General features: G+C 61.9%; 19 protein-coding genes. 8 read left to right on the forward strand and 11 right to left on the reverse strand.

What is annotated here, in order from left to right; translation table 11 throughout:
* Positions 1-38 precede the first annotated feature (38 nt).
* Complete coding sequence (locus tag ENZ74_RS02875; RefSeq protein WP_027162392.1) at positions 39-491, reverse strand: RbsD/FucU family protein; 453 nt, start codon at positions 489-491, stop codon at positions 39-41.
* Between the two features lie 21 nt (positions 492-512).
* The gene (gene ugpC / locus ENZ74_RS02880; RefSeq protein ID WP_024504587.1) at positions 513-1,571 is read right to left on the reverse strand and encodes a sn-glycerol-3-phosphate ABC transporter ATP-binding protein UgpC; all 1,059 of its coding nucleotides are present in this window, start codon (positions 1,569-1,571) and stop codon (positions 513-515) included.
* A gap of 289 nt (positions 1,572-1,860) precedes the next feature.
* On the opposite strand from ugpC, the gene ENZ74_RS02885 reads away from it, so the two are divergent.
* The 3 genes from ENZ74_RS02885 to ENZ74_RS02895 all read left to right on the forward strand — a co-directional run bounded on the left by ENZ74_RS02885 (position 1,861) and on the right by ENZ74_RS02895 (position 5,679).
* Complete coding sequence (locus tag ENZ74_RS02885; protein WP_013532183.1) at positions 1,861-3,525, forward strand: sugar ABC transporter substrate-binding protein; 1,665 nt, start codon at positions 1,861-1,863, stop codon at positions 3,523-3,525.
* An 88-nt stretch (positions 3,526-3,613) separates the two neighbouring features.
* Positions 3,614-4,735, forward strand: a complete 1,122-nt coding sequence (locus tag ENZ74_RS02890) for a sugar ABC transporter permease (protein ID WP_024504588.1) — start codon at positions 3,614-3,616, stop codon at positions 4,733-4,735.
* A gap of 26 nt (positions 4,736-4,761) precedes the next feature.
* Positions 4,762-5,679 (forward strand): carbohydrate ABC transporter permease, encoded by a 918-nt coding sequence (locus ENZ74_RS02895; protein WP_013532185.1) that lies wholly within the window; start codon positions 4,762-4,764, stop codon positions 5,677-5,679.
* Positions 5,680-5,729: 50 nt separating this feature from the next.
* Here ENZ74_RS02895 and ENZ74_RS02900 read toward each other — a convergent pair whose 3' ends face one another.
* Both ENZ74_RS02900 and ENZ74_RS02905 read right to left on the reverse strand, forming a co-directional pair.
* Positions 5,730-6,473 (reverse strand): creatininase family protein, encoded by a 744-nt coding sequence (locus ENZ74_RS02900; RefSeq protein WP_063167792.1) that lies wholly within the window; start codon positions 6,471-6,473, stop codon positions 5,730-5,732.
* A 3-nt stretch (positions 6,474-6,476) separates the two neighbouring features.
* Complete coding sequence (locus tag ENZ74_RS02905) at positions 6,477-7,043, reverse strand: SIS domain-containing protein (RefSeq protein WP_027162393.1); 567 nt, start codon at positions 7,041-7,043, stop codon at positions 6,477-6,479.
* A 178-nt stretch (positions 7,044-7,221) separates the two neighbouring features.
* Here ENZ74_RS02905 and ENZ74_RS02910 point away from each other — a divergent pair, with 178 nt between their 5' ends.
* The gene (locus ENZ74_RS02910; protein ID WP_063167791.1) at positions 7,222-8,244 is read left to right on the forward strand and encodes an aldo/keto reductase; all 1,023 of its coding nucleotides are present in this window, start codon (positions 7,222-7,224) and stop codon (positions 8,242-8,244) included.
* Positions 8,245-8,388: 144 nt separating this feature from the next.
* On the opposite strand, the gene ENZ74_RS02915 is transcribed toward ENZ74_RS02910, so the two are convergent.
* From ENZ74_RS02915 to clpP, 4 genes are all read right to left on the reverse strand, one after another.
* Positions 8,389-8,661, reverse strand: a complete 273-nt coding sequence (locus ENZ74_RS02915) for an HU family DNA-binding protein (RefSeq protein ID WP_006201846.1) — start codon at positions 8,659-8,661, stop codon at positions 8,389-8,391.
* A 298-nt stretch (positions 8,662-8,959) separates the two neighbouring features.
* Positions 8,960-11,371, reverse strand: coding sequence for an endopeptidase La (gene lon / locus ENZ74_RS02920; protein WP_013532189.1), 2,412 nt, complete (start codon positions 11,369-11,371; stop codon positions 8,960-8,962).
* Between the two features lie 306 nt (positions 11,372-11,677).
* Complete coding sequence (gene clpX / locus ENZ74_RS02925; protein WP_013532190.1) at positions 11,678-12,952, reverse strand: ATP-dependent Clp protease ATP-binding subunit ClpX; 1,275 nt, start codon at positions 12,950-12,952, stop codon at positions 11,678-11,680.
* Positions 12,953-13,249: 297 nt separating this feature from the next.
* Positions 13,250-13,879, reverse strand: a complete 630-nt coding sequence (gene clpP / locus ENZ74_RS02930; protein WP_013532191.1) for an ATP-dependent Clp endopeptidase proteolytic subunit ClpP — start codon at positions 13,877-13,879, stop codon at positions 13,250-13,252.
* Between the two features lie 338 nt (positions 13,880-14,217).
* Here clpP and ENZ74_RS02935 point away from each other — a divergent pair, with 338 nt between their 5' ends.
* Both ENZ74_RS02935 and ENZ74_RS02940 read left to right on the forward strand, forming a co-directional pair.
* Positions 14,218-14,808: a hypothetical protein gene (locus ENZ74_RS02935; RefSeq protein ID WP_063167790.1), complete on the forward strand. Its 591-nt coding sequence runs from the start codon at positions 14,218-14,220 to the stop codon at positions 14,806-14,808.
* Positions 14,809-14,857: 49 nt separating this feature from the next.
* Positions 14,858-16,237, forward strand: coding sequence for a pyridoxal-dependent decarboxylase (locus ENZ74_RS02940; protein WP_063167789.1), 1,380 nt, complete (start codon positions 14,858-14,860; stop codon positions 16,235-16,237).
* Positions 16,238-16,262: 25 nt separating this feature from the next.
* Here ENZ74_RS02940 and ENZ74_RS02945 read toward each other — a convergent pair whose 3' ends face one another.
* A complete protein-coding gene (locus tag ENZ74_RS02945) occupies positions 16,263-17,366 on the reverse strand; it encodes an FAD-dependent oxidoreductase (RefSeq protein ID WP_063167788.1) in 1,104 nt (367 codons plus the stop codon).
* A 103-nt stretch (positions 17,367-17,469) separates the two neighbouring features.
* Here ENZ74_RS02945 and ENZ74_RS02950 point away from each other — a divergent pair, with 103 nt between their 5' ends.
* Positions 17,470-18,720: a cytochrome P450 gene (locus ENZ74_RS02950; protein WP_063170210.1), complete on the forward strand. Its 1,251-nt coding sequence runs from the start codon at positions 17,470-17,472 to the stop codon at positions 18,718-18,720.
* Positions 18,721-18,997: 277 nt separating this feature from the next.
* Positions 18,998-19,882: an AraC family transcriptional regulator gene (locus tag ENZ74_RS02955; protein WP_063170209.1), complete on the forward strand. Its 885-nt coding sequence runs from the start codon at positions 18,998-19,000 to the stop codon at positions 19,880-19,882.
* 54 nt (positions 19,883-19,936) lie between these two features.
* Here the strand turns inward: ENZ74_RS02955 and ENZ74_RS02960 are convergent, their stop codons facing one another.
* The gene (locus ENZ74_RS02960; RefSeq protein ID WP_063167787.1) at positions 19,937-20,287 is read right to left on the reverse strand and encodes a cupin domain-containing protein; all 351 of its coding nucleotides are present in this window, start codon (positions 20,285-20,287) and stop codon (positions 19,937-19,939) included.
* A 6-nt stretch (positions 20,288-20,293) separates the two neighbouring features.
* Positions 20,294-20,892: PLP-dependent transferase (locus ENZ74_RS02965; RefSeq protein WP_206522253.1), on the reverse strand; the 599-nt coding region annotated here is incomplete at its 5' end.

Below are 20,892 nucleotides of genomic sequence, written 5' to 3' on the forward strand. Positions count from 1 at the left end.
CACCCAATATGACGACCGGCTTGCCCGAAGCCATGCCGCTACTCCGCATCCGGCGGCACGACGCCCTTGCGGAAGGCGAAGCAGCCATAGAAGCGGCGTTCGCCGGTCTGGATGACACAATAGGCTTGTTTGGCGCGCTCGTAGAAGGCGTAGCGCTCGACCGCGATCATCGGCCACGACTTGCCCTCGGCCTTATCGACTTCCTTCTGCACTTCCTTCTGCACTGCAGGAATCTCGTCCGGCTTGCCGACGATTTCCATGCGCGCGGCCGAATCGTCGACGAACGTGTCGAGCGGGTAGAGCGACAGCACCGCCTTGACCACTTGCGCGGCCGAGGCATCGATGCGCAGCACGCGGCCGAGCGCCGTCTGGCGCGCCACCGAATCGGACGGAAAATTGGTGTCGGCGATGATCAGATCATCGCCATGCCCCATTGCCCGCAATGCCTGCAGCACGTCGGCATTGAGCAGCGGGTTGATGCCTTTGAGCATGGTATTCCTCGTGAGTTGGGATCAGAGACGCTTGCCGGTCTCTGCGTCGAAAAGATGGATCTGGTCGAGCCTTGGCTTCAGCTTCAGCGTATCGCCCGGCTTGAAGTCGTGGCGCTCGCGAAACAGCGCCACCATCTCGCCTTCGCCGAAGCGCAGGAACACCAGCGTTTCCGAGCCGGTCGGCTCGACCACCGAAATCTTCGCCGGCACGCCGTCGGGATGGATCTCGAGGTGCTCCGGTCGCACGCCATAGACGACCGCTTGACCGTCCTGCGCGGCATTGCCCGATCCGATCGGGAACAGCGTGCCTGCGATGTCGACACCGGGCTTGTCGCCCTTGCGCATGGTGCCCTTGAGCAGGTTCATCGAAGGCGAGCCGATGAAGCCGGCGACAAACAGGTTGGCCGGGCGGTCGAACAGTTCCAGCGGCGCGCCGACCTGCTCGATGCGGCCGTCGCGCATGACAACGATCTTGTCGGCCATGGTCATGGCCTCGATCTGGTCGTGGGTGACGTAGATGGTGGTGGTCTTCAGCCTCTGGTGCAGTTCCTTGATCTCGGTGCGCATCTGCACGCGCAGCTTGGCGTCGAGATTGGACAGCGGCTCGTCGAACAGGAACACCTGCGGATTGCGCACGATGGCGCGGCCCATGGCCACGCGCTGGCGCTGCCCGCCGGAAAGCTGGCGGGGATAGCGCTTCAGATAGGGATTGAGGTCGAGGATGTCGGCGGCGCGCTTGACCCGCTCGGCGACCACGGCCGGATCGGTTTTCCTGAGCTTGAGCGCGAAGGCCATGTTCTGCTCGACCGTCTTGTGCGGATAGAGCGCATAGTTCTGGAACACCATGGCGATGTCGCGCTTGGCCGGCGGCAGATGATTGACGACGCGGTCGCCGATGGCGATCGTGCCGGCGGAGACGGTCTCCAGCCCGGCCACCATCCTGAGCAGCGTGGACTTGCCGCAACCCGAAGGGCCAACCAGCACCACGAACTGTCCGTCTGCGATATCGACGCTGACTTCGTGCAGAACCTTGACCGTTCCAAAGGCCTTGGCCACCTTGCTGATCGCGACTTGCGCCATGTCTCCCCCATCGGCTCCATTAGCCGTAGGCGCAGAAGCTAACCAACGCGACCTGCCAGGGCAAGTCGGTCCCTTATAGATAAAAACCCGCTCTCGTTGACACGGCGTTGGGTTGTGAGAATAGTGGCAGGCGCTGGTCAAAATGTCGGTGCCCGATCCGCAATCGGAACTTCAATCGACGCAGGGTGGGGTCCTGCCTAATTCGTTTCCGAAACGGGAGCATCGTTGGCGCTCCGGCGTCCGACAGTTGGCCGATTTATTCACACTGATGTTCTGGGAGGAATAGGCGATGAGAACGGGTCTTTACGACAAACTGGTTCGAGCCGGCGCCACAAGGCGCGACATATTGAAGGGTGCGGCAAGCATGGCCGCGATCGCAGCCGCATCCGGCGCCGGACTTGGCGCCTTGACGCGCCCGGCCTCCGCGGCAAGCGAATTGCGCACAAAAATCCTGCAGATCCCCGGCGTCGGCAAAGGCCAGCCGACGGACGCCGATTTCCAGAAGGTCGGTGAACTCTGCCTCGAAGCCACCAAGGCCAATGTCAAGGAAGGCGAATTCGCCGGCGTCGAGCTGACCTTCATGGGTCTCAACAACCAGAACCTGCACAATGTGCTGTTCCGCGGCTTCCTGAAGCCATGGGAGACCTATACCGGCGCCAAGATCAACTGGATCGACCTGGCGCAGGCCGACTACAACGCCCGCCTGCAGCAGTCGATCGCGACCGGGACCGTCGACTTCGACATCATCGAAATGGGCGCGCCGTTCGAAGGTGATGTCTGCGGCAAGGGCCTGACGTCGGAAATGCCCGACTGGGTCAAGACCCAGATCGATTTCGACGATCTGGTCAGCTATCTGAAGCCGCCGGTCGGCACCTGGGACGGCAAGCAATACCGCGTGACCGTCGACGGCGACGCGCACAACTTCAACTACCGCACCGACGTGTTCGCCGATGCCGACCTCGCCAAGGCCTGGAAGGACGGCGGCGGCGAAGGTGAATGGGGCGTGCCGAAGACCTGGCAGCAGGTTCAGGCGGTGACCAAGTTCCTGAAGGGCAAGAAGCTCAAGGACCAGGACGTCTATGGCTATCTCGACGCGCCGAAGCCCTGGGGCGGCTTCGGCTTCTATTTCCTTGGCAGCCGCGCCACCGCCTATGCCAAGCACCCCGACGACAAGGCCTGGCTGTTCGACGCCGACACGATGAAGCCGCGCGTCAACAATCCGGCCTGGGTGCGCGCCATCCAGGACGTCATCGACGCGCTGCCCTCCGAACCCGCCGACCAGATCAACGCCGATCCGAACACGACCGCCTTCCAGCAGTTCCTGGCCGGCACCGGCTCGATGGTCACCTGGTGGGGCGACGTCGGCTCCAACGTCAAGACCAACGACTCTTCCGTCGTCGGCGACGTCACCGGCTTCTCGATCCTGCCGGGCTCGGACGATGTCTACAATGCGAAGACCGGCGCCTGGGACAAGCTCGCCAGCGGCCCGAACTATGCGCCCAACTGCGCCTATCTCGGCTGGGGCGTCTATGTCATGGCCCGCGTCGATGCCGACGAAAAGAAGAAGAAGGCGGCATGGTCCGCTGCAGCCCATCTCGGCGGCAAGGACCTGTCGATCTGGACGGCGATGTATCCGTCGGGCTTCCAGCCTTACCGCAACTCGCATTTCGACATTCCCGAATGGGTGGCGGCCGGCTACGACGAGGCCTTCATCACCTCCTACCTCAAATCGGAATCCGACAGCTACAACCATCCGAACGCGGCGATCGAGCCACGCATCCCCGGCATCTTCCAGTACTACAGCGCCGCCGAGGACATCCTGGCCAACACTTTCGCGGGCAAGATGAAGGCGCAGGAAGGCGCCGACGCCATCGCGGCGGCATGGGAGAAGCTGACCGACCAGATCGGGCGCGACAACCAGATCAAGCTCTACAAAGCTTCGCTCGGCATGTAGGCTGGCCTATGAACCGTGGTCCGGCGGCAACGCCGGACCACTTTAGACAGGCTCCGGCTCCTCGAGAGCCTTCAAACGGGCGAGATTTGTGGCTGACCAGACATCGACCGCGAACCCGTGGCCGGCAGATGCCGGCACTTCCGATCTGATCTCTCCAGGCCGTAAACGCCTTGGCTGGGCGCTGATGGCCGTTGCGACGCTTGGCCTGCTGGCGACGATCGTGCTGGAGATCCTCTACAAGGGCAGCCCCGATACGATCGGCTTCGAGACCTGGCGCCCCGTCGTCTATGCCTATGTGCTGTGGGGCGTGGCGATCGGTGTCGGCCAGGTGCTGACGCGCGGCGAAGACGGCCAGCGTGCCCTGTTTCTGCTGCCGGCGCTGCTGTTCACCATCGCCATGGTCATCTTCCCGACGCTGTTCGGTTTCTACATCGCACTCACCGACTGGAACCTCAGTTCCTTCAGCGGCCGCCGGTTCAACGGGCTCGACAATTTCTGGCAGATGCTGGGCGATCCCTACTACCGCAACGCGCTGTTCAACATGGTGCTCTACGTGCTGGCGGTGGCGGTCGAATATGTCATTGCCTTCGGCTTGGCGCTGCTCCTCAACGCCCAGATCCGGGCGCGAAAATTCTTCCGCGTCGTCTTCCTGATGCCGCTGATGCTGTCGCCGGTCGCGGTGTCGTGGATGATCGGAAAATCGCTGATGGAATACAGGTTCGGACCGGCCGCAACGCTGGCGCGCCATCTCGGCTGGGAAAATCCGGCCTTCTTCTCCGATCCGATCATCGCGCGCATATCGATCATGATACTGGATGCCTGGACCTTCATTCCGTTCATGATGATCATGCTGCTGGCCGGGCTGCAGGCGATGTCGCGCGAGGTGCTCGAAGCCGCACGCGTCGACGGCGCCAATGCGTGGCAGACCTTCTGGCAGGTCACCTTCCCGCTGATGCTGCCGGTGTCGGTGACGGCGGTGGTCCTGCGCATCATCTTCAAGCTGAAGCTTGCCGACATCATCATCACCGTGACGTCCGGCGGCCCCGGCGGCGCCACCGATTCCGTGTCGAGCTTCATCTACCGCGAATACCGCGACCGCTCGAATGTCGGCTACGGAACCATGCTGGCGATGGCCTATCTGGTGATCATCGTCGTGTTCGTCACGTGGTTGTTGAAATTTGCCAACCGTTTTGTCCGCAATGTCAATTAAAGCAAGATGGGGGTGAATTGAGCCCGATGAGCGTTCAGACCACCGAATATGTCGCCTCGGAGATCCGCTCGCCGGCGAGCTTCCTCGCCAGCCGCGTCTTCATCTATGGCGCGCTGGCCTTCTGGGCGTTCATCTGCCTGTTCCCGATCTATTGGACGATCACGACCTCGTTCAAAACCGCAGTCGACGTCACGCAAGGCCATCTCATCCCCTTCGTCGACTTCCAGCCGGACTGGAAGGGCTGGCGTTCGCTCGGCCTGTCGCCGGACTCGATCTTCCAGACCTCGACCGTGCGCGAGGAGTTCCTCAAGCGCTTCATGAATTCGGTGATCACCTCGGTCGGCGCGTCGAGCCTCGCCATCATCATCGGCAGCCTCGCCGCCTACGGGCTCACCCGCTATCGCTACCATTTCGCCTGGTTCAAGAACGAGGACATCTCGTTCTTCTTCCTGTCGCAGCTGATCCTGCCGCCGGTGGTGCTGGCGCTGCCCTTCCTGGTGCTCTACCGCGAGGTCGGCCTGCTCGACACGCGCATCGGGCTGATCCTGCTCTACACGCTGATGGTGCTGCCGATCGTCATCTGGATCATGCGCGACCAGTTCAACTCGATCCCGGTCGAGCTCGAGGAAGCCGCCCTTGTCGACGGGCTGTCGATCTGGGGCGCGTTCTTCCGCATCGTCATGCCGATCGCGCTGCCGGGCATGGTCGCCGCCTTCATCCTGGCGATGGTGCTGTGCTGGAACGAGTATTTCTTCGCCGCCCTTTTGACCTCGACCGACGCCAAGACGATCCCGGTCATGGTGGCGAGCCAGACCGGCTCGCAAGGCATCAACTGGTGGTCGATGGCGGCACTAGCGACGGCGGCCATCGCGCCGCTCGCCGTCATTGGCATCGCGTTGGAGCGCTATCTGATCATGGGCATGACCGCGGGCGCGGTGAAGTAGCATGGCGCCCTCTTACCTTCTCCCCCTTGTGGGAGAAGGGAAGCCGCGCGCTAGCGTCCCAATATTGCCCGCAGGTGGTCCATGATCATGGCGACGCCCTTCTGCCCGAGCTCTGCCGAAGCATCCTTGGCGCTCGCCGTGTACCAGCCGGTATTGTCGGCGAAGTGATTGGCATCGACAGCCTCCGGGCATAGCGCCAGCATCAGCGAGGTCTCGCCAATGCCGGCATGGTCGAACGGGTACTTGCCGTTCATGTCAGCCGACATCAGCGGATGCACCTGCACCCAGTTGAAGAAATTTTCACCCGCCGCGTGTCCTGAATAATAGTCCGCCATCGCCTGCGACCCCCACCAGCCCTCGCCGCGCTCCTTTTCGAGGAAGCGGAAGATCGCCTGGCGGCCGGCGGCCTTGAACGCCAGATCGGTCGGCATGCCGGCGACAAAGTTCTCGGTCTGGTGGTGGATAATGGCGTGGATGTTGCGGAAGCCGATGCGCAACAGGCTGTAGAACAGCTCCTCGCCGAACGGCGCCAGCGCATTGCCGCCGACCTGCACCGAGCCGCTGCCTTCCGGCGGCGCCACCGCATAGCTTGCCGCACCGTAGTAGAAGGGCGGCAGGATGACGACGTCCTTCTCCTTTTCGAACAGCTCCAGCGTCTTGATGACGGCCAGCGTGTCCATGCCGACGGCCATATGCTCGCCATGGTATTCCAGCACGCCGAGCGGCAGAGCGACCGGCCAATTCTCGGCGATCGCCCTGCGGATCTGGTGTGGCAGCATCAGTTCATAGCGCATGATCTATTCCATGTTGGTGTGGCGGGCGCGCATGGCTTCGGGCGACACGCCGGTCAATTCCCTAAGCTTCAGCACCATCACCTCAAACAGCAGGAACAGCGCGCCTTCGAACACCGAGCCCATCGGCAGGACCGATGTTTTTTGCGCCCCCTGATCGTTGGCCATGGTCTGCGCGGGAATGAGCAGCGTGAAGTCGGCAAGCCTTGCCGCGCTGCCTTCGGCCTGGGCGGTCAGCAGGAGATTGGTTGCACCTGCTTGGCGCGCGACCTGCATCAGGGTCAGCACGGTCGAGGTTTCTCCCGGCCCGGAACTGACCAGGAAGACATCGCCCTGCCCCAGCGGCGGCGTGTTCATGTCGCCGACCACGGAAACCGGCAGGCCCAAATGGTAGAGCCGCATGGCAAAACCCTTGACCTGCAAGGCCTCGCGGCCGCAGCCATAGACGACGATCTGTCGCGCGCCGGCTAGCGTTTTGCAGGCGGCGTCGATCCGGCTTTCGTCGATGCGTGCCAGCACGCCACCCAGCTCCTCAAGTGAGGTCTCGAACAGGCTTTTGCTCTTGTCGCTCACCGCAAACCCGCCATTGAAAAATCACCCTGGTATTTGCCGCTCTTGCTGCCACGAACAGCTTGATTTCGTTCATGCTAGCAACCGCGAAAATGCGTGTCCAACGCGCAGCTATGCTTTTGCCTGATCACAGGCGTGATAGTGTCATGTCAGACAAATCAGGCGAGGCAAACAGCAGGATATGAAGACACGGCATTTCGACCGCATCGGCAATGGCGGCATCAGTTTCACCGAGCTCGGCTTCGGCGCGGCGCCGCTCGGCAATCTCTACCGTGCCGTCTCCGACGAGGACGCCAACGCTACGCTGGAGGCCGCCTGGGCGACCGGCTGCCGCTACTACGACACCGCGCCGCTCTATGGGCTCGGCCTCTCGGAAACGCGGCTCAACCCGTTCCTGCGCGGCAAGAAGCGCGACGACTATGTGCTGTCGAGCAAGGTCGGCCGCATCATGCGTGCCTGCCCGCCCGAAGAGCGCACCGGCATCGGCAAGTTCTTCGACACGCCATCACGCCGCGAGGTGTACGACTACAGCTATGACGGTGTCATGCGCTCGTTCGAAGCCTCGCTTGAGCGCCTCGGCGTCGACCGGATCGACATCCTCTTCGTGCACGATGTCGACATCTTCACGCATGGCAGCAAGGAAGCCTCCGACCGGCGCATCGAGGAGTTCATGCGCTCGGGCTATTACGGCCTGCTGTCGCTGCGCGACCAGGGCGTGATCAAGGCGTTCGGCGGCGGCATCAATGAGTGGCAGGTCGCGCAGACGCTGGCTGAGCGCGGCGACTTCGATCTGTTCCTGCTGGCCGGGCGCTATACGCTCTTGGAACAGGAGGCGCTGACGTCCTTCCTGCCGCTCTGCCAGGCACGCGGCATCGGCATCGTTCTCGGCGGACCCTACAACTCCGGCATCCTCGCAACAGGGCCGAAGCCCGGAGCCTACTACAACTACTCCGAAGCGCCGAAGGACATACTCGACCGGGTCGCCGGGATCGAGAACGTCTGCAAGCGTCATGGTGTCAGGCTGATCGAGGCCGCCCTGCAATTCCCGCTGCTGCATCCTTCAGTCGTTTCGGTGATCCCCGGTGGCCAACGGCCGAGCGAAGTCGAGAGCAATCGCTCGCTGCTCGATGCGAAACTGCCCGCAGCACTTTGGGCGGATCTCAAGGAGGAAGGTCTTATGCGCACTGATGCGCCGACCGCATAAGCCGGCCGCGTCGCGTCAGCGTCGGGCACCAAAATGAAAAGCCGGGCAAGCCCGGCTTTTCTGGTCGCATGAACCGGCGTAGGGCACCAAAATGAAAAGCCGGGCAAGCCCGGCTTTTCTGAGGTCTCTGAAAAGAAAAAACGCTTAGTTGACTGCGTCCTTGAGGCCTTTGCCGGCCGAGAACTTCGGCACGGTACGCGCCGGGATCTTCACTTCGGCGCCGGTCTGAGGATTGCGGCCGGTCGAGGCGGCACGCTTTGACACGGTGAAATTGCCAAAGCCGACAAGCCGGACATCGCCGCCCTTCTTCAGTTCGCCGGTGATCACGGAAAATACCGCATCGACCGCCGACTGCGCGTCACCCTTCGAAATGCTCGCGGCGTCGGCGACAGCGGACACCAGTTCGTTCTTGTTCATAAAAATTCCCTTCCATGAGAACACCGGAACTATCGACTCATCCGGCAGGAAACGGACTTTAGAAAGAAGCGCTCCCGCAACCAAGTCGAAAAGGCAGGAAAAAAGCGGAAAAAGCCCGGAATTCCGGGGTTTTTCACATGAAAAAGCCGGGCGTCAGGCCCGGCTCTCCGTTTGTGCGCTGCAACCTCGACGAAAACCAACGCATGGCCCCGAAAACCGTAGCCGGTTTGCGGCAAGGGCCATGCGCAAGTCTGGGCGTTAGAGCGTCCTTTGTGCGTCCAGATGGACGCCCGGCGCTCTAATGCGCCAGGGACTTTCCAGCGTCGTCGGCACTGTCTGTCGCAGCCGGCGGATTGACCGGCTCGACCCATTCGATCGGCTCCGGCATACGCACCAGCGCGTGGCGCAACACCTCGCCGACACGTGAGACCGGAATGATCTCCATGCCGTTCTTCACATTGTCCGGAATCTCCGCCAGGTCCTTGGCATTGTCTTCCGGGATCAGCACCTTCTTGATGCCGCCGCGCAGTGCGGCGAGCAGCTTCTCCTTGAGCCCGCCGATCGGCAGGATGCGGCCGCGAAGCGTTATCTCGCCGGTCATCGCCACATCCGCCCGGACCGGAATACCCGTCAGTACCGATACAATGGCTGTCGCCATGGCAGCACCTGCAGACGGGCCGTCCTTCGGCGTGGCGCCTTCCGGCAAGTGCACGTGGATGTCGCGCTTGTCGAACAGCGGCGGCTCGATGCCGAAATCGACGGCGCGCGAGCGGACATAGGAGGCCGCCGCCGAAATCGATTCCTTCATCACGTCGCGCAAATTGCCGGTCACCGTCATGCGGCCCTTGCCGGGCATCATGACGCCTTCGACCGTCAGCAGCTCGCCGCCGACTTCCGTCCAGGCGAGTCCGGTAACGACACCGACCTGATCGTCAGCCTCGACCTGACCGAAGCGGAAGCGTTCAACACCGAGGTAATCGGCGAGGTTCGCCGCCGTGATGTTCACCGTCTTCTTCTTCGTCTTCAGGATCTCGGTCACCGCCTTGCGCCCGAGCTTCATCAGCTCGCGCTCCAGGCTTCTGACGCCCGCTTCACGGGTGTAGGTCTGGACGATGGCGCGGATCGCGTCCTCACCGACGGAAAACTCCTTCGGCTGCAGCGCGTGATCGCGGATCACCTTAGGCATCAGGTGCCGCTTGGCGATCTCGATCTTCTCGTCCTCGGTGTAGCCGGCGATACGGATGATCTCCATGCGGTCCATCAAGGGCGCCGGGATGTTCAGCGTGTTCGCCGTCGTCACGAACATGACGCTCGACAGATCGTATTCGACCTCGAGGTAGTGGTCCATGAACGTCGAGTTCTGTTCCGGATCGAGGACCTCGAGCAACGCCGATGACGGATCGCCACGGAAGTCCTGGCCCATCTTGTCGATCTCGTCGAGCAGGAAGAGCGGGTTGGACTTCTTGGCCTTCTTCATCGACTGGATGACCTTGCCGGGCATCGAGCCGATATAGGTGCGCCGGTGGCCACGGATCTCGGCCTCGTCACGCACGCCGCCCAGCGCCATGCGGATGAACTCGCGTCCAGTCGCCTTGGCGATCGACTTGCCGAGCGAGGTCTTGCCGACACCGGGAGGGCCGACGAGGCACAGGATCGGCCCCTTCAGCTTCTTCTGGCGGCTTTGCACGGCGAGATACTCGACGATGCGCTCCTTGACCTTGTCGAGGCCGAAATGGTCGGTATCGAGCACGTTCTGCGCGAAAGCCAGGTCCTGCTTGACCTTGGAGTTCTTGCCCCACGGGATAGACAGGATCCAGTCGAGATAGTTGCGCACGACCGTCGATTCAGCCGACATCGGCGACATCGTCCGGAGCTTCTTCAACTCGGCTTCCGCCTTTTCGCGGGCCTCCTTGGAGAGCTTGGTCTTCTTGATGCGCGCCTCTATCTCGGCGGCCTCGTCGCGGCCGTCCTCGCCTTCGCCGAGTTCCTTCTGGATCGCCTTCATCTGCTCGTTCAGGTAGTACTCGCGCTGCGTCTTCTCCATCTGGCGCTTGACACGCGAGCGGATGCGCTTCTCCACCTGCAGGACGGAGATTTCGGCTTCCATGAAGCCCATCGCCTTTTCCAGCCGCTCCTTGACCGAAAGCGTGGCCAGCATCTCCTGCTTCTCGGGGATCTTGATGGCGAGATGCGAGGCAACCGTGTCGGCGAGCTTGGAGTAGTCGTCGATCTGGCTGGCAGCACCCACCACTTCGGGCGAGATCTTCTTGTTCAGCTTGACGTAATTCTCGAAATCGGTGACGACCGAACGCGCCAGCGCCTCAACCTCGACCTCTTCCTCTTCCGGCTCGACCAGCGCCGCGGCGCGGGCCTCGTGGAAATCGGGACGGTCGGTGAACGAGACGATTTTCGCACGCGAGGCGCCCTCGACCAGAACCTTGACGGTGCCGTCGGGCAGCTTGAGCAATTGCAGCACATTGGCGAGCGTGCCGATGTCGAAAATGGCATCGGGCTCGGGATCGTCATCAGCGGCATTCATCTGGGTGGCAAGCAGGATCTGCTTTTCCTGACCCATCACCTCTTCCAGCGCCTTGATCGACTTCTCACGCCCGACGAAGAGCGGAACGATCATGTGCGGGAACACCACGATGTCGCGCAGTGGGAGAACTGCGAAGACGCCGTCGCTGGGTGCCTTGGATACTTTGGCCATTGTCCAACCTTTCATGTCGCGGCCGCTAATTGAGCCAACCGCGAATCTTATATTAACGACCGGGGATCGTTCCGCCTACCACCGTTTGTGACGGGAGTTTTACAGCACAGAAATCGGGCACCTCGGCCTTCTCCAGTTAGTTGGATGCACGACCCCCAAAGATCAAGGGGCGTGTCCAAATCCGCACTCCCAACCCGTCCGCGAGTGACACATTTGCGACGCCAGCCCGTACGCCGCGCAAAACCGCTGTGCGACAGCAAAACGGCGCCTTGCGGCGCCGTTTCAGAATTTCGCTGCGGGCTCATGTCAGGCGCTGACATTGCCCTTCTTTTCCTTCTGCTCGGAGTAGATGTAGAGCGGCCGGGCACTGCCGGTCACCACCTCCTCCGAAATCACCACTTCGCGCACGCCTTCGAGTGCGGGAAGCTCGAACATCGTGTCGAGCAGGATCGCCTCCATGATCGAACGCAGGCCGCGCGCGCCGGTCTTGCGCTCAATAGCGCGCTTGGCGATCGCCGAAAGAGCGTTCTCATGGAAGGTCAGGTCGACATTTTCCATCTCGAACAGCCGCTGATACTGCTTGACCAGCGCGTTCTTCGGCTCGGTCAGGATCTGGATCAGCGCCGGTTCGTCGAGATCTTCCAGCGTCGCCAGGACCGGCAGACGGCCGACAAACTCAGGGATAAGACCGAACTTCAACAGGTCCTCGGGCTCGACCAGGCGGAAAACATCGCCAGTGCGGCGATCCTCCGGCGAAGCGACGACCGCGCCGAAGCCGATCGACGTCTTGCGGCCGCGATCCGAGATGATCTTGTCCAGCCCGGCGAAGGCGCCGCCGCAGATGAACAGGATGTTGGCTGTATCGACCTGCAGGAATTCCTGCTGCGGGTGCTTCCTGCCGCCCTGTGGCGGCACGGAGGCGACGGTGCCTTCCATGATCTTCAAGAGCGCCTGCTGCACACCCTCGCCCGACACGTCGCGGGTGATCGAGGGATTGTCCGACTTGCGCGAAATCTTGTCGATTTCGTCGATGTAGACGATGCCGCGCTGGGCGCGCTCGACATTGTAGTCGGCCGACTGCAACAGCTTCAGGATGATGTTTTCGACGTCCTCGCCGACATAGCCGGCTTCGGTCAGCGTCGTCGCGTCAGCCATGGTGAACGGCACGTCGATGATGCGGGCCAGCGTCTGCGCGAGCAGCGTCTTGCCGCAACCGGTCGGGCCGATCAAAAGGATGTTGGACTTCGCCAGTTCGACATCGTTGTTCTTGCCGGCATGCGCGAGGCGCTTGTAGTGATTGTGGACCGCCACCGACAGCACGCGCTTGGCGTAGGGCTGACCGATGACATAGTCGTCGAGAACCTTGAGGATCTCCTGCGGTGTCGGCACGCCTTCGCGCGACTTCACCATCGAGGTCTTGTTCTCTTCACGGATGATGTCCATGCAGAGCTCGACGCACTCGTCGCAGATGAAGACCGTCGGACCGGCGATCAGCTTGCGCACTTCGTGCTGGCTTTTGCCGCAAAACGAGCAGTAAAGCGTGTTCTTGGAATCGCCGCTGTTGTTGCCGACCTTGCTCATTTTCATGTCCTTTCATGGCCGCCCGCCGATGGTCTGGCTGAAAGGGCGCATACTCTATCTATCGCGGGAATCCGCCGCCGCCAGTGTGTCCCGGCTCCCGCAACGCATTCCGTACGAAACACAAATCAGAAAACGTGGCAATGATTCGCGACAACCCCGCATAAAGCTAAGCCGCCGAAACTCAACATAGCCTTAACGTAGGCAATCCTGTCCCCCGAGGGAACAGCCAATTGTGGCCGAAATGCCGCAAGACGCGCCAAAAGCGCGTGATGGTGCCATCCAACTGCCAACTTGCCTTTATGCCAGCGCCCCTTCGGCCGCCTCGCGCGACGAAATGACCTTGTCGATGAGGCCGAAATCCTTGGCTTCGTCGGCGGTCATGAAATGATCGCGGTCGAGCGTTTTCTCGATCTCTTCATAGCTCTTGCCGGTGTGCTTGACGTAGACCTCGTTGAGGCGACGCTTCAGCTTGATGATATCCAGGGCATGGCGCTCGATGTCGGACGCCTGGCCCTGAAAGCCGCCGGAAGGCTGGTGAACCATGATGCGGGCGTTCGGCGTGGCAAAGCGCATGTCCTTGTGACCGGCAGTCAGGAGCAGCGAACCCATCGAAGCCGCCTGGCCGATGCAGAGCGTCGACACGGCCGGCTTGATGAACTGCATGGTGTCGTAGATCGCCATGCCCGAGGTGACGACGCCGCCCGGCGAATTGATGTAGAGGTTGATTTCCTTCTTCGGATTCTCAGCTTCGAGGAACAAAAGCTGCGCGCAGACCAGCGTCGCCATGCCGTCCTCGACCGGACCGGTGATGAAAATGATGCGCTCCTTGAGGAGGCGCGAGAAAATGTCGTAGGCCCGCTCGCCGCGATTGGTCTGTTCGACCACCATCGGAACGAGGTTCATGTAGGTTTCGACGGGGTTCTTCATCAGGTATCTCTTATCTCGCGGTGGGATTCCGGCGCCGGGAATGCCGGCAGATCGGGCAGAATCGGTTCTGGATCGGTATTCCGTAAATAGGATGCCGGCTCGTCCTTGTGCAAGGCCGACCCCTCCTAGCCATCTGGGTAAGTCGAATCAAGCTTTCTGACCAAGGATTCGCGGCGGCGGATGCTTCCGCGGGTCCGGAGCCGCATCGCCGGCCCCGCAACGTAGCAGTTTCTTAACCGCGTCACTTAACGAAATGCGCCGAAACCGCTTTTTTCCGAGACGGCTTCCTCTACAATTCAACGTTGAACTTATGCATAGAGTTCAACAGGGGGAGTGCCATGCCCGGGAAAACCGCATGCTTCACCATTGCCGGCCTGACCGTGCTCGGCACGATTTCGCAGACGGCGGCCGGCGGCCGCGCCGTCGAATGCTATGAACCCGTCCGCAGTCCGGCCGTCTATGACACGGTCTATGAAGACGTGATGATCAGTCCGCCCGGTCAGCAGGTCGACTATATCGCCCCTATCTTTGGCACGCGCGAGCGCGTCGTGATGACCGTTCCGGCGCAAGTGACCTACCAGATCGTACCGGCCGTCACCCGCACCGTCTACCGTACGGTCCGGGTCGATGGCGGCGGCTATTCCTGGGAATGGCGCGTCATCCATGGCCGCAAGGTGCTGTGCAAGGTATGGCACAAGGCGCGCTACGAACGCGTCGCAGAGACCATCGTGATCCAGCCCGAACGCACGCGGCGCGTCGTCATTCCCGCACAATATGACAGCATCGCCGAGGAGGTGCTGGTGCGGCCGGAACAAAGGCGCGTCATCGATGTCCCCGCCTCCTACCAGACCGTCGCGCGTCGTGTGTTGGTCCGGGAAGGCTCATCCAGTTGGCGGCGGGTGCATATTCCCAGGCATTGCCAGGATTAGCGCGCATGGCGTAACCTGCGTCGCAGCGGATCTCCGTTGGGCTGAGGGCATGCGCGACCTGGAAATTTCCAATCAGGAATTGTCAGACCTTGCCGAAGAAGCCTTGGCGCTTGCCAAAGCTTATTGGGCCTCCCTCGAGGAACGTCGGACGTATCCCACGACCAGCGGCAAACAGACGACGGAACTCTTCTCGCGGCCTTGGCAGGAGAGCGGTCGTGGTCGGGAAGTCTTGCAGGATTTCAAGTCGATAGCGGAGCATGTGCGGCCTTCAACCGGCAGGTTCTTCGGTTATGTCGTCGGCTCCGGCGAACCGATCGGCGCGCTGGGGGAATTGCTGGCTGCGGTGCTCAATCAGAATGTGACGTCGTGGCGCTCGGCACCGGCTGCGACATCGATCGAACGCGCCGTCGTCGAATGGTTGGCGGAGGCTGTCGGTTGCCCCGGATTTACAGGCAGCCTGTGCGGCGGCGGCTCGACGGCGAACCTCATGGCCCTGGCGATGGCGCGGGAAGCGAAGCTGCCAGCCAACGAAACAGGCGTGCGACCGTGCGTGATCTATGCTTCCGAGCAAGTGCACATGTCCATTCCCAAGGCCGTCGCGCTGTTGGGGATCGGTAGAAAAAATCTCCGTTTGATCCCTGTCGACGACAAATTCAGGATGCGGACGGATGCCCTCCAGGCGGCTATTGCCGCCGACCGCGCCATCGGCAACATGCCCATCGCCATCGTGGCCACGGTCGGCACCATCATCTCCGGTGCGATCGATCCCCTTCCCGAAATCGCAGACATTGCCCGTAGGGAAGCGTTGTGGATGCATGTCGATGGGGCCTATGGGGGACTGGCGGCGCTGGCCGTCCCGGAAAAGTTCCAGGGACTGTCTTTGGCGGATTCGCTGTCGCTCGATGCGCACAAATGGCTCTATCAGCCACTCGATTGCGGCTGCCTGCTCAATCGCCACCCAGACATTGCGCGCACGACTTTCTCGCACAGCGACGACTACGTCAGGATATTGAGCGAAGACCCAACGGAAGCATTTGCATTCTTTGAAGAGTCGATCGAACTGTCTCGGCGCTTCCGTGCGCTGAAGCTCTGGATGTCGCTGCAGTATCACGGGCGCCGTGCCTATCGCGAAGCCATCGCGCGCGATCTCTACCATGCCCAGATGCTGGCACAGGCAATCGCTTCACAGCCGGAGCTTGAGCAGCTTGCGCCGGTATCGCTAAGCGCGGTCTGTTTCCGTCACCGCTCTAAGGACAATGAAGCGATCCTGCGCCGTGTGATCGCGCGCGGCCGCGTGTATCTGTCGAATGCAACGATCAACGGTCAATTCGCGCTGCGGGCGTGTTTCGTCAATCACAGGACGACCTTGGATGACGTTCGGGCGATTGTGTCCGAAGTCATTGCCGCCGCAGACGAACTCAATCATTGAACCGCTGCGGATTTGGCCTCGTGTTTCAGGCGACCTCCGCCCGCAGCCATGCCTTCAGACCGGCGATATCCCCATCGCCGACAGCAGCGGCAACGCGCCTGCCGACCGCCGCGCCGAACTTGTAGCCGTGGCCGGAGCATGCCGAGACAACAAGGCATTTGCCCTTTCCATGCGCCATGAATTTTTCGTCTGATGTGAAAGTGTAGGCGCAGGTGACGACCTCGGTCACGCGATACTCCGCGATGCGGGCGATCGGCGGCGAAAACAGGTTGCGGATCGCCTCGCCCTCGCCCGCCACCGGCTGACGGTTCCAGTCGGCGTCGCTGGTCGGCACCCTGTGCAGCCCGGAACCGAATTTCATGCCGGCGCCGCCGGAGGGCGGGATCACATAGCCGTCGATCGCGCCGCCGACATCGAGCACGACCGGTGCCGCCTGCCAGGCCGCCTTGAGGTCGGCCGGCGGTTCGACATAGGCAAGTGCGGTTCGATAGGTCTTCAATTCTCCGTCCAGTTCCGGAAACAGTTTTAGCACCCAGGCGCCTGCGGCGACGACGATGCGGTCGGCCTGCATCGTCTCGCCGCTTTCGAGCACGATGTGGCCGGCTTCGGCGTCGACCTCGACGACCTTGCTGTTTTCGTAGACATTGGCGCCGTTGGCGCGCAGCCACTTTGCCAGGCCGGACGCGATCTTGCGGCAATGCAGGGCGCCGCCTTCGGTCGAGAAATAGGCGTAGCGAAACGACCCGGCTTCCAGAAACGGCCAGCGTTTCACGGCTGCATCGGGCTCCAGCAGTTCGAACGGAAAATTGCCTTCTTCCAGGCCCTCGCGATATTCCTCGGCCTCGTCGCCGGGCTCGCGCGAAATGCAGACAAATCCTCTGGGATCGAGATGGTTTTCGCCGAGGTCGGCCCACATCTCGTCCCAGGCCTGGTAGGCTTCGGTGATCAGCCGGCCGTAGCCGGTCCCCGCGCGGTAAGCGCGGCGGATGATGCGGTGGTGGTCGCCCGAGGCGGCCAACGGGTTTGGGATCGGCCCCTGCTCGACGATCGAAACGCTGTGACCCGCCTTGACCAGCGACCACGCGGTCGAGAGGCCGGCAATACCCGCACCGACAACGATCACCTTCATCAAATCAGACTTTCCGCAGCCGGTCGGCTGGCTCAACGTATTGGATTGCGGGCGCCAACATACGGTCTGGAACCAGGCTGGCAAGCCGCGCTATTGGTCTGGCATGAGCAAATTGACGCCACCTGCCCTGGCCTTTGATCCAGCCACGCGACATCTGCGGCTCGACCCGCACGAGCCGGCTTTTTTTCAAAACCCTTATGATGCCTATGCTTTCCTCCACGGCCTATCGAATGCATTCTTCTGGGAAGAATTCGGCTTCTGGTGCTTTGGCGGCTTCGACGACGTCAACCGGCTGCTGCGCGACCGCCGTTTCGGCCGCCAGAATCCGGCCGGCATTCCAGACAGTCGCGGTATCGGACAGGACCGCAGCCATCTCAGGGCTTTCGACGGCGTCGAAGCCAATTCGATGCTGGAACTGGAGCCGCCGGTGCACACGCGGCTGAGAACACTGGTCAACCGCGCCTTCGTCTCGCGTCAGGTCGAACGGCTGCGGCCGCGTGTCGAGGCTTTGGCCAACGAGCTGATCGACCGTTTCGAACCAGGCAAGACGGTCGACCTGTTGCCTGCCTTCGCGGCGCCCTTGCCGATCACCATCATTGCCGAAATGCTCGGTGTGCCGGTCGACATGGGGCCGCAACTGCTCGACTGGTCGCACCAGATGGTTGCCATGTACATGCATGGCCGCACGCGCGCGATCGAAGAGACGGCCAACCGAGCCGCGGGCGAATTTGCCGATTTCCTGCGTTTCCATGTCACCGAGCGACGCAAGAACCCTGGCGACGACCTGCTGTCGCTGCTGATCTCGGCGCAGGAGGACGGCAAAAAGCTGTCGGAGGACGAGATGGTGTCCTCGGCGATCCTGCTGCTCAATGCCGGTCATGAAGCGACAGTGCATCAGACCGGCAACGCTGTCCGTGCGATCCTTATGCAAGGCGGCGATGTCAGCCGCTTCTTCGGCTCACCCGAAGCGACCGCGGCAACGGTCGAGGAATGCCTGCGCTTCGACGCGCCGCTGCACATGTTCACGCGCTACGCTTATCAGGAGATCGAAGTCGCGCCTGGCATTGTCGTGCAGCCGGGCCAGACGATCGGGCTGATGCTGGGCATGGCCAATCATGACCCGCGCGCCTTCGCCGAACCGCAAGCTTTCCGGCCCGATCGTCCGGACCAGAAGAACGTGTCATTCGGCGCCGGCATCCATTTCTGCATCGGCGCGCCGCTGGCCAGGCTAGAATTGCAGGTGTCGCTGAAAACCCTGTTCGAACGGCACCCGAAGCTGCATCTTGCCGAAAGGCCAAGCTTCCGCGACACTTACCACTTCCATGGGCTGGAAAGGCTCGCCGTCGGCTTTTGACGAAGCGCGGATTTGGTCGCCGGCCTATTCCAGCCATAGCGCCAGCAGCAACCACAAGGTCGGCTCACCGGACCGCCCACGATGCCCTTCCACGACAAGGCACCGGAAGCTGTCTCAGCCAGTTCCAGCGAAATAGTCATACGCAGGCAGCACAAGCTTGGGGGAGAGCCTGAAGGCCGTTGCTGGCAGCCCCTGTCGATCCATGCCAAATCGCAAGATCGGTCGAGCGCGATATATTCGGAAAGGCCTAACTGGTGTCGTCACGGAGAAAGAGACGTTGAAGGCCGCACTTGAAAACTACCCAGCCCGAATGCAGCGGGTGCTAGACCATATAGACCAGCATCTGGATGACGATCTGGGGCTGGAGGCGTTGAGCGGTGTCGCGGCGTTCTCGAAATATCATTTCCACCGGCAGTTCACGTCCACCTTCGGGGTGTCCGTGCATCGCTATGTCCAGCTCGCCCGCATGAAGCGTGCTTCGTACAGACTTGCCGAAAGTGACGCCCAAAGCGTCACCGACATAGCCATGGATGCCGGTTACGACGCGCCGGATGCCTTCGCCCGCGCCTTTCGGCAACGGTTCGGACAATCGCCGTCGTCGTTCCGGAAGTCTCCCGACTGGGGGTCGTGGCTCATGGCCTTCGGGCCCCTCGAAAAAGCAAGGAACACGCTTATGCAGATAATCTTTGAACACGACGACGTGACGATCCGCGATGTGCCCCCGACGCCGGTGGCGATCATGGAGCACCGCGGAGACCGGGCGACGCTCCAGGACACCATCCAGCGGTTCATCGCCTGGCGTAAGGCGGCGGGCTTGTCGCCCGAGACAAGCCCGACCTTCAACGTCTTCCGTTCCGAAAGGGAGCCCGCGGTCCCGGCTGACTACAGCATGGACATTTGTGCCGGGACAGACCGGCCGATCGAGGCGAATGACGGGCAGATGAAGGCTGGCGTGATCCCCGGCGGGCGCTGCGCGGTGCTGCGCTACCCTGGCAATACCAACAATCTCGAACCCGCAGCACTTTATCTTTATCGTGAATGGCTTCCGGCCAGCGGCGAGGAAGCACGCGACTTTCCGATCTATTGCCAACGACATCTGTCCCACTTCCCGGAGGGCCCGCTACGCGAAGTGGTCGTTGAACTCTTTCTGCCTCTGAAATAGCTCGGCAGGACAGCGGTTTGTCCCCCCGATCGCGAGCATCATGGCGACGCGAGATCAAAGCTTGATCACATACTCCTTGCGAGTCGTTTCAAGCACTTCCCAGCTGCCCTTGAAGCCGGGCTTCAGCACAAAGCTGTCGCCGGTCTTGACGGTGCGCGCTTGCCCACCGTCCTCCGCGATCACCGAAACGCCGGACAGGATGTGGCAGAACTCCCACTCGTCATAGACGATGCGCCATTTGCCCGGGGTCGATTCCCATATGCCGGCATAGAGGCCGCCGTCGCGCTCCTCGACATTCCAGGTGCGGAATTTGGGATCGCCCGAGATCAGCCGGTCGGGCGCCGGTGCACCCTGTTCGGCGTCGACAGCGTCGACGCCGATGGAAAGAAAGTTTGACTCGCTCATGATCGATCAGACCTTGGCTAGCGCCTGTTCGAGGTCGGCGACGATGTCGTTGACGTCCTCGATGCCGATCGAAAGCCGCACCGTGTCCGGTCCTGCGCCGGCCTTGACCTTCTGCTCGTCGGAAAGCTGGCGGTGCGTGGTCGAGGCCGGGTGGATGACCAGCGACTTGGTGTCGCCGACATTGGCGAGGTGCGAGAACAGCTCGAGCGCCTCGACGAATTTGACGCCCGCGTCATAGCCGCCCTTCAGCGCGAAGGTGAACACGGCGCCGGCGCCAAGTGGTGAGTACTTCTTCTGCAGCGCGTTGTTCTTGTCTGAGGGCAGGCCGGGGTAATTCACCGATGCGACCTTGGGGTGGTTGGACAGCCAGGCGGCAACGGTGACGGCATTGTCGCAGTGGCGCTGCATGCGCAGCGGCAGGGTTTCCAGGCCGGTCAGGATGAGGAAGGCGTTGAACGGGGAGATCGCCGGGCCGAGATCGCGCAGGCCGAGCACGCGCGCGGCAATGGCGAAGGCGAAATTGCCGAAGGTTTCGTGCAGGACAAGACCACCATATTCGGGGCGCGGTTCCGACAGCATCGGGTATTTGCCCGATTTCGACCAGT

Origin of the sequence: Mesorhizobium sp. M7A.F.Ca.CA.002.15.2.1 (assembly GCF_003998715.1) — a bacterium.
In the GTDB taxonomy this organism is placed as follows: Bacteria; Pseudomonadota; Alphaproteobacteria; order Rhizobiales; family Rhizobiaceae; genus Mesorhizobium; species Mesorhizobium ciceri.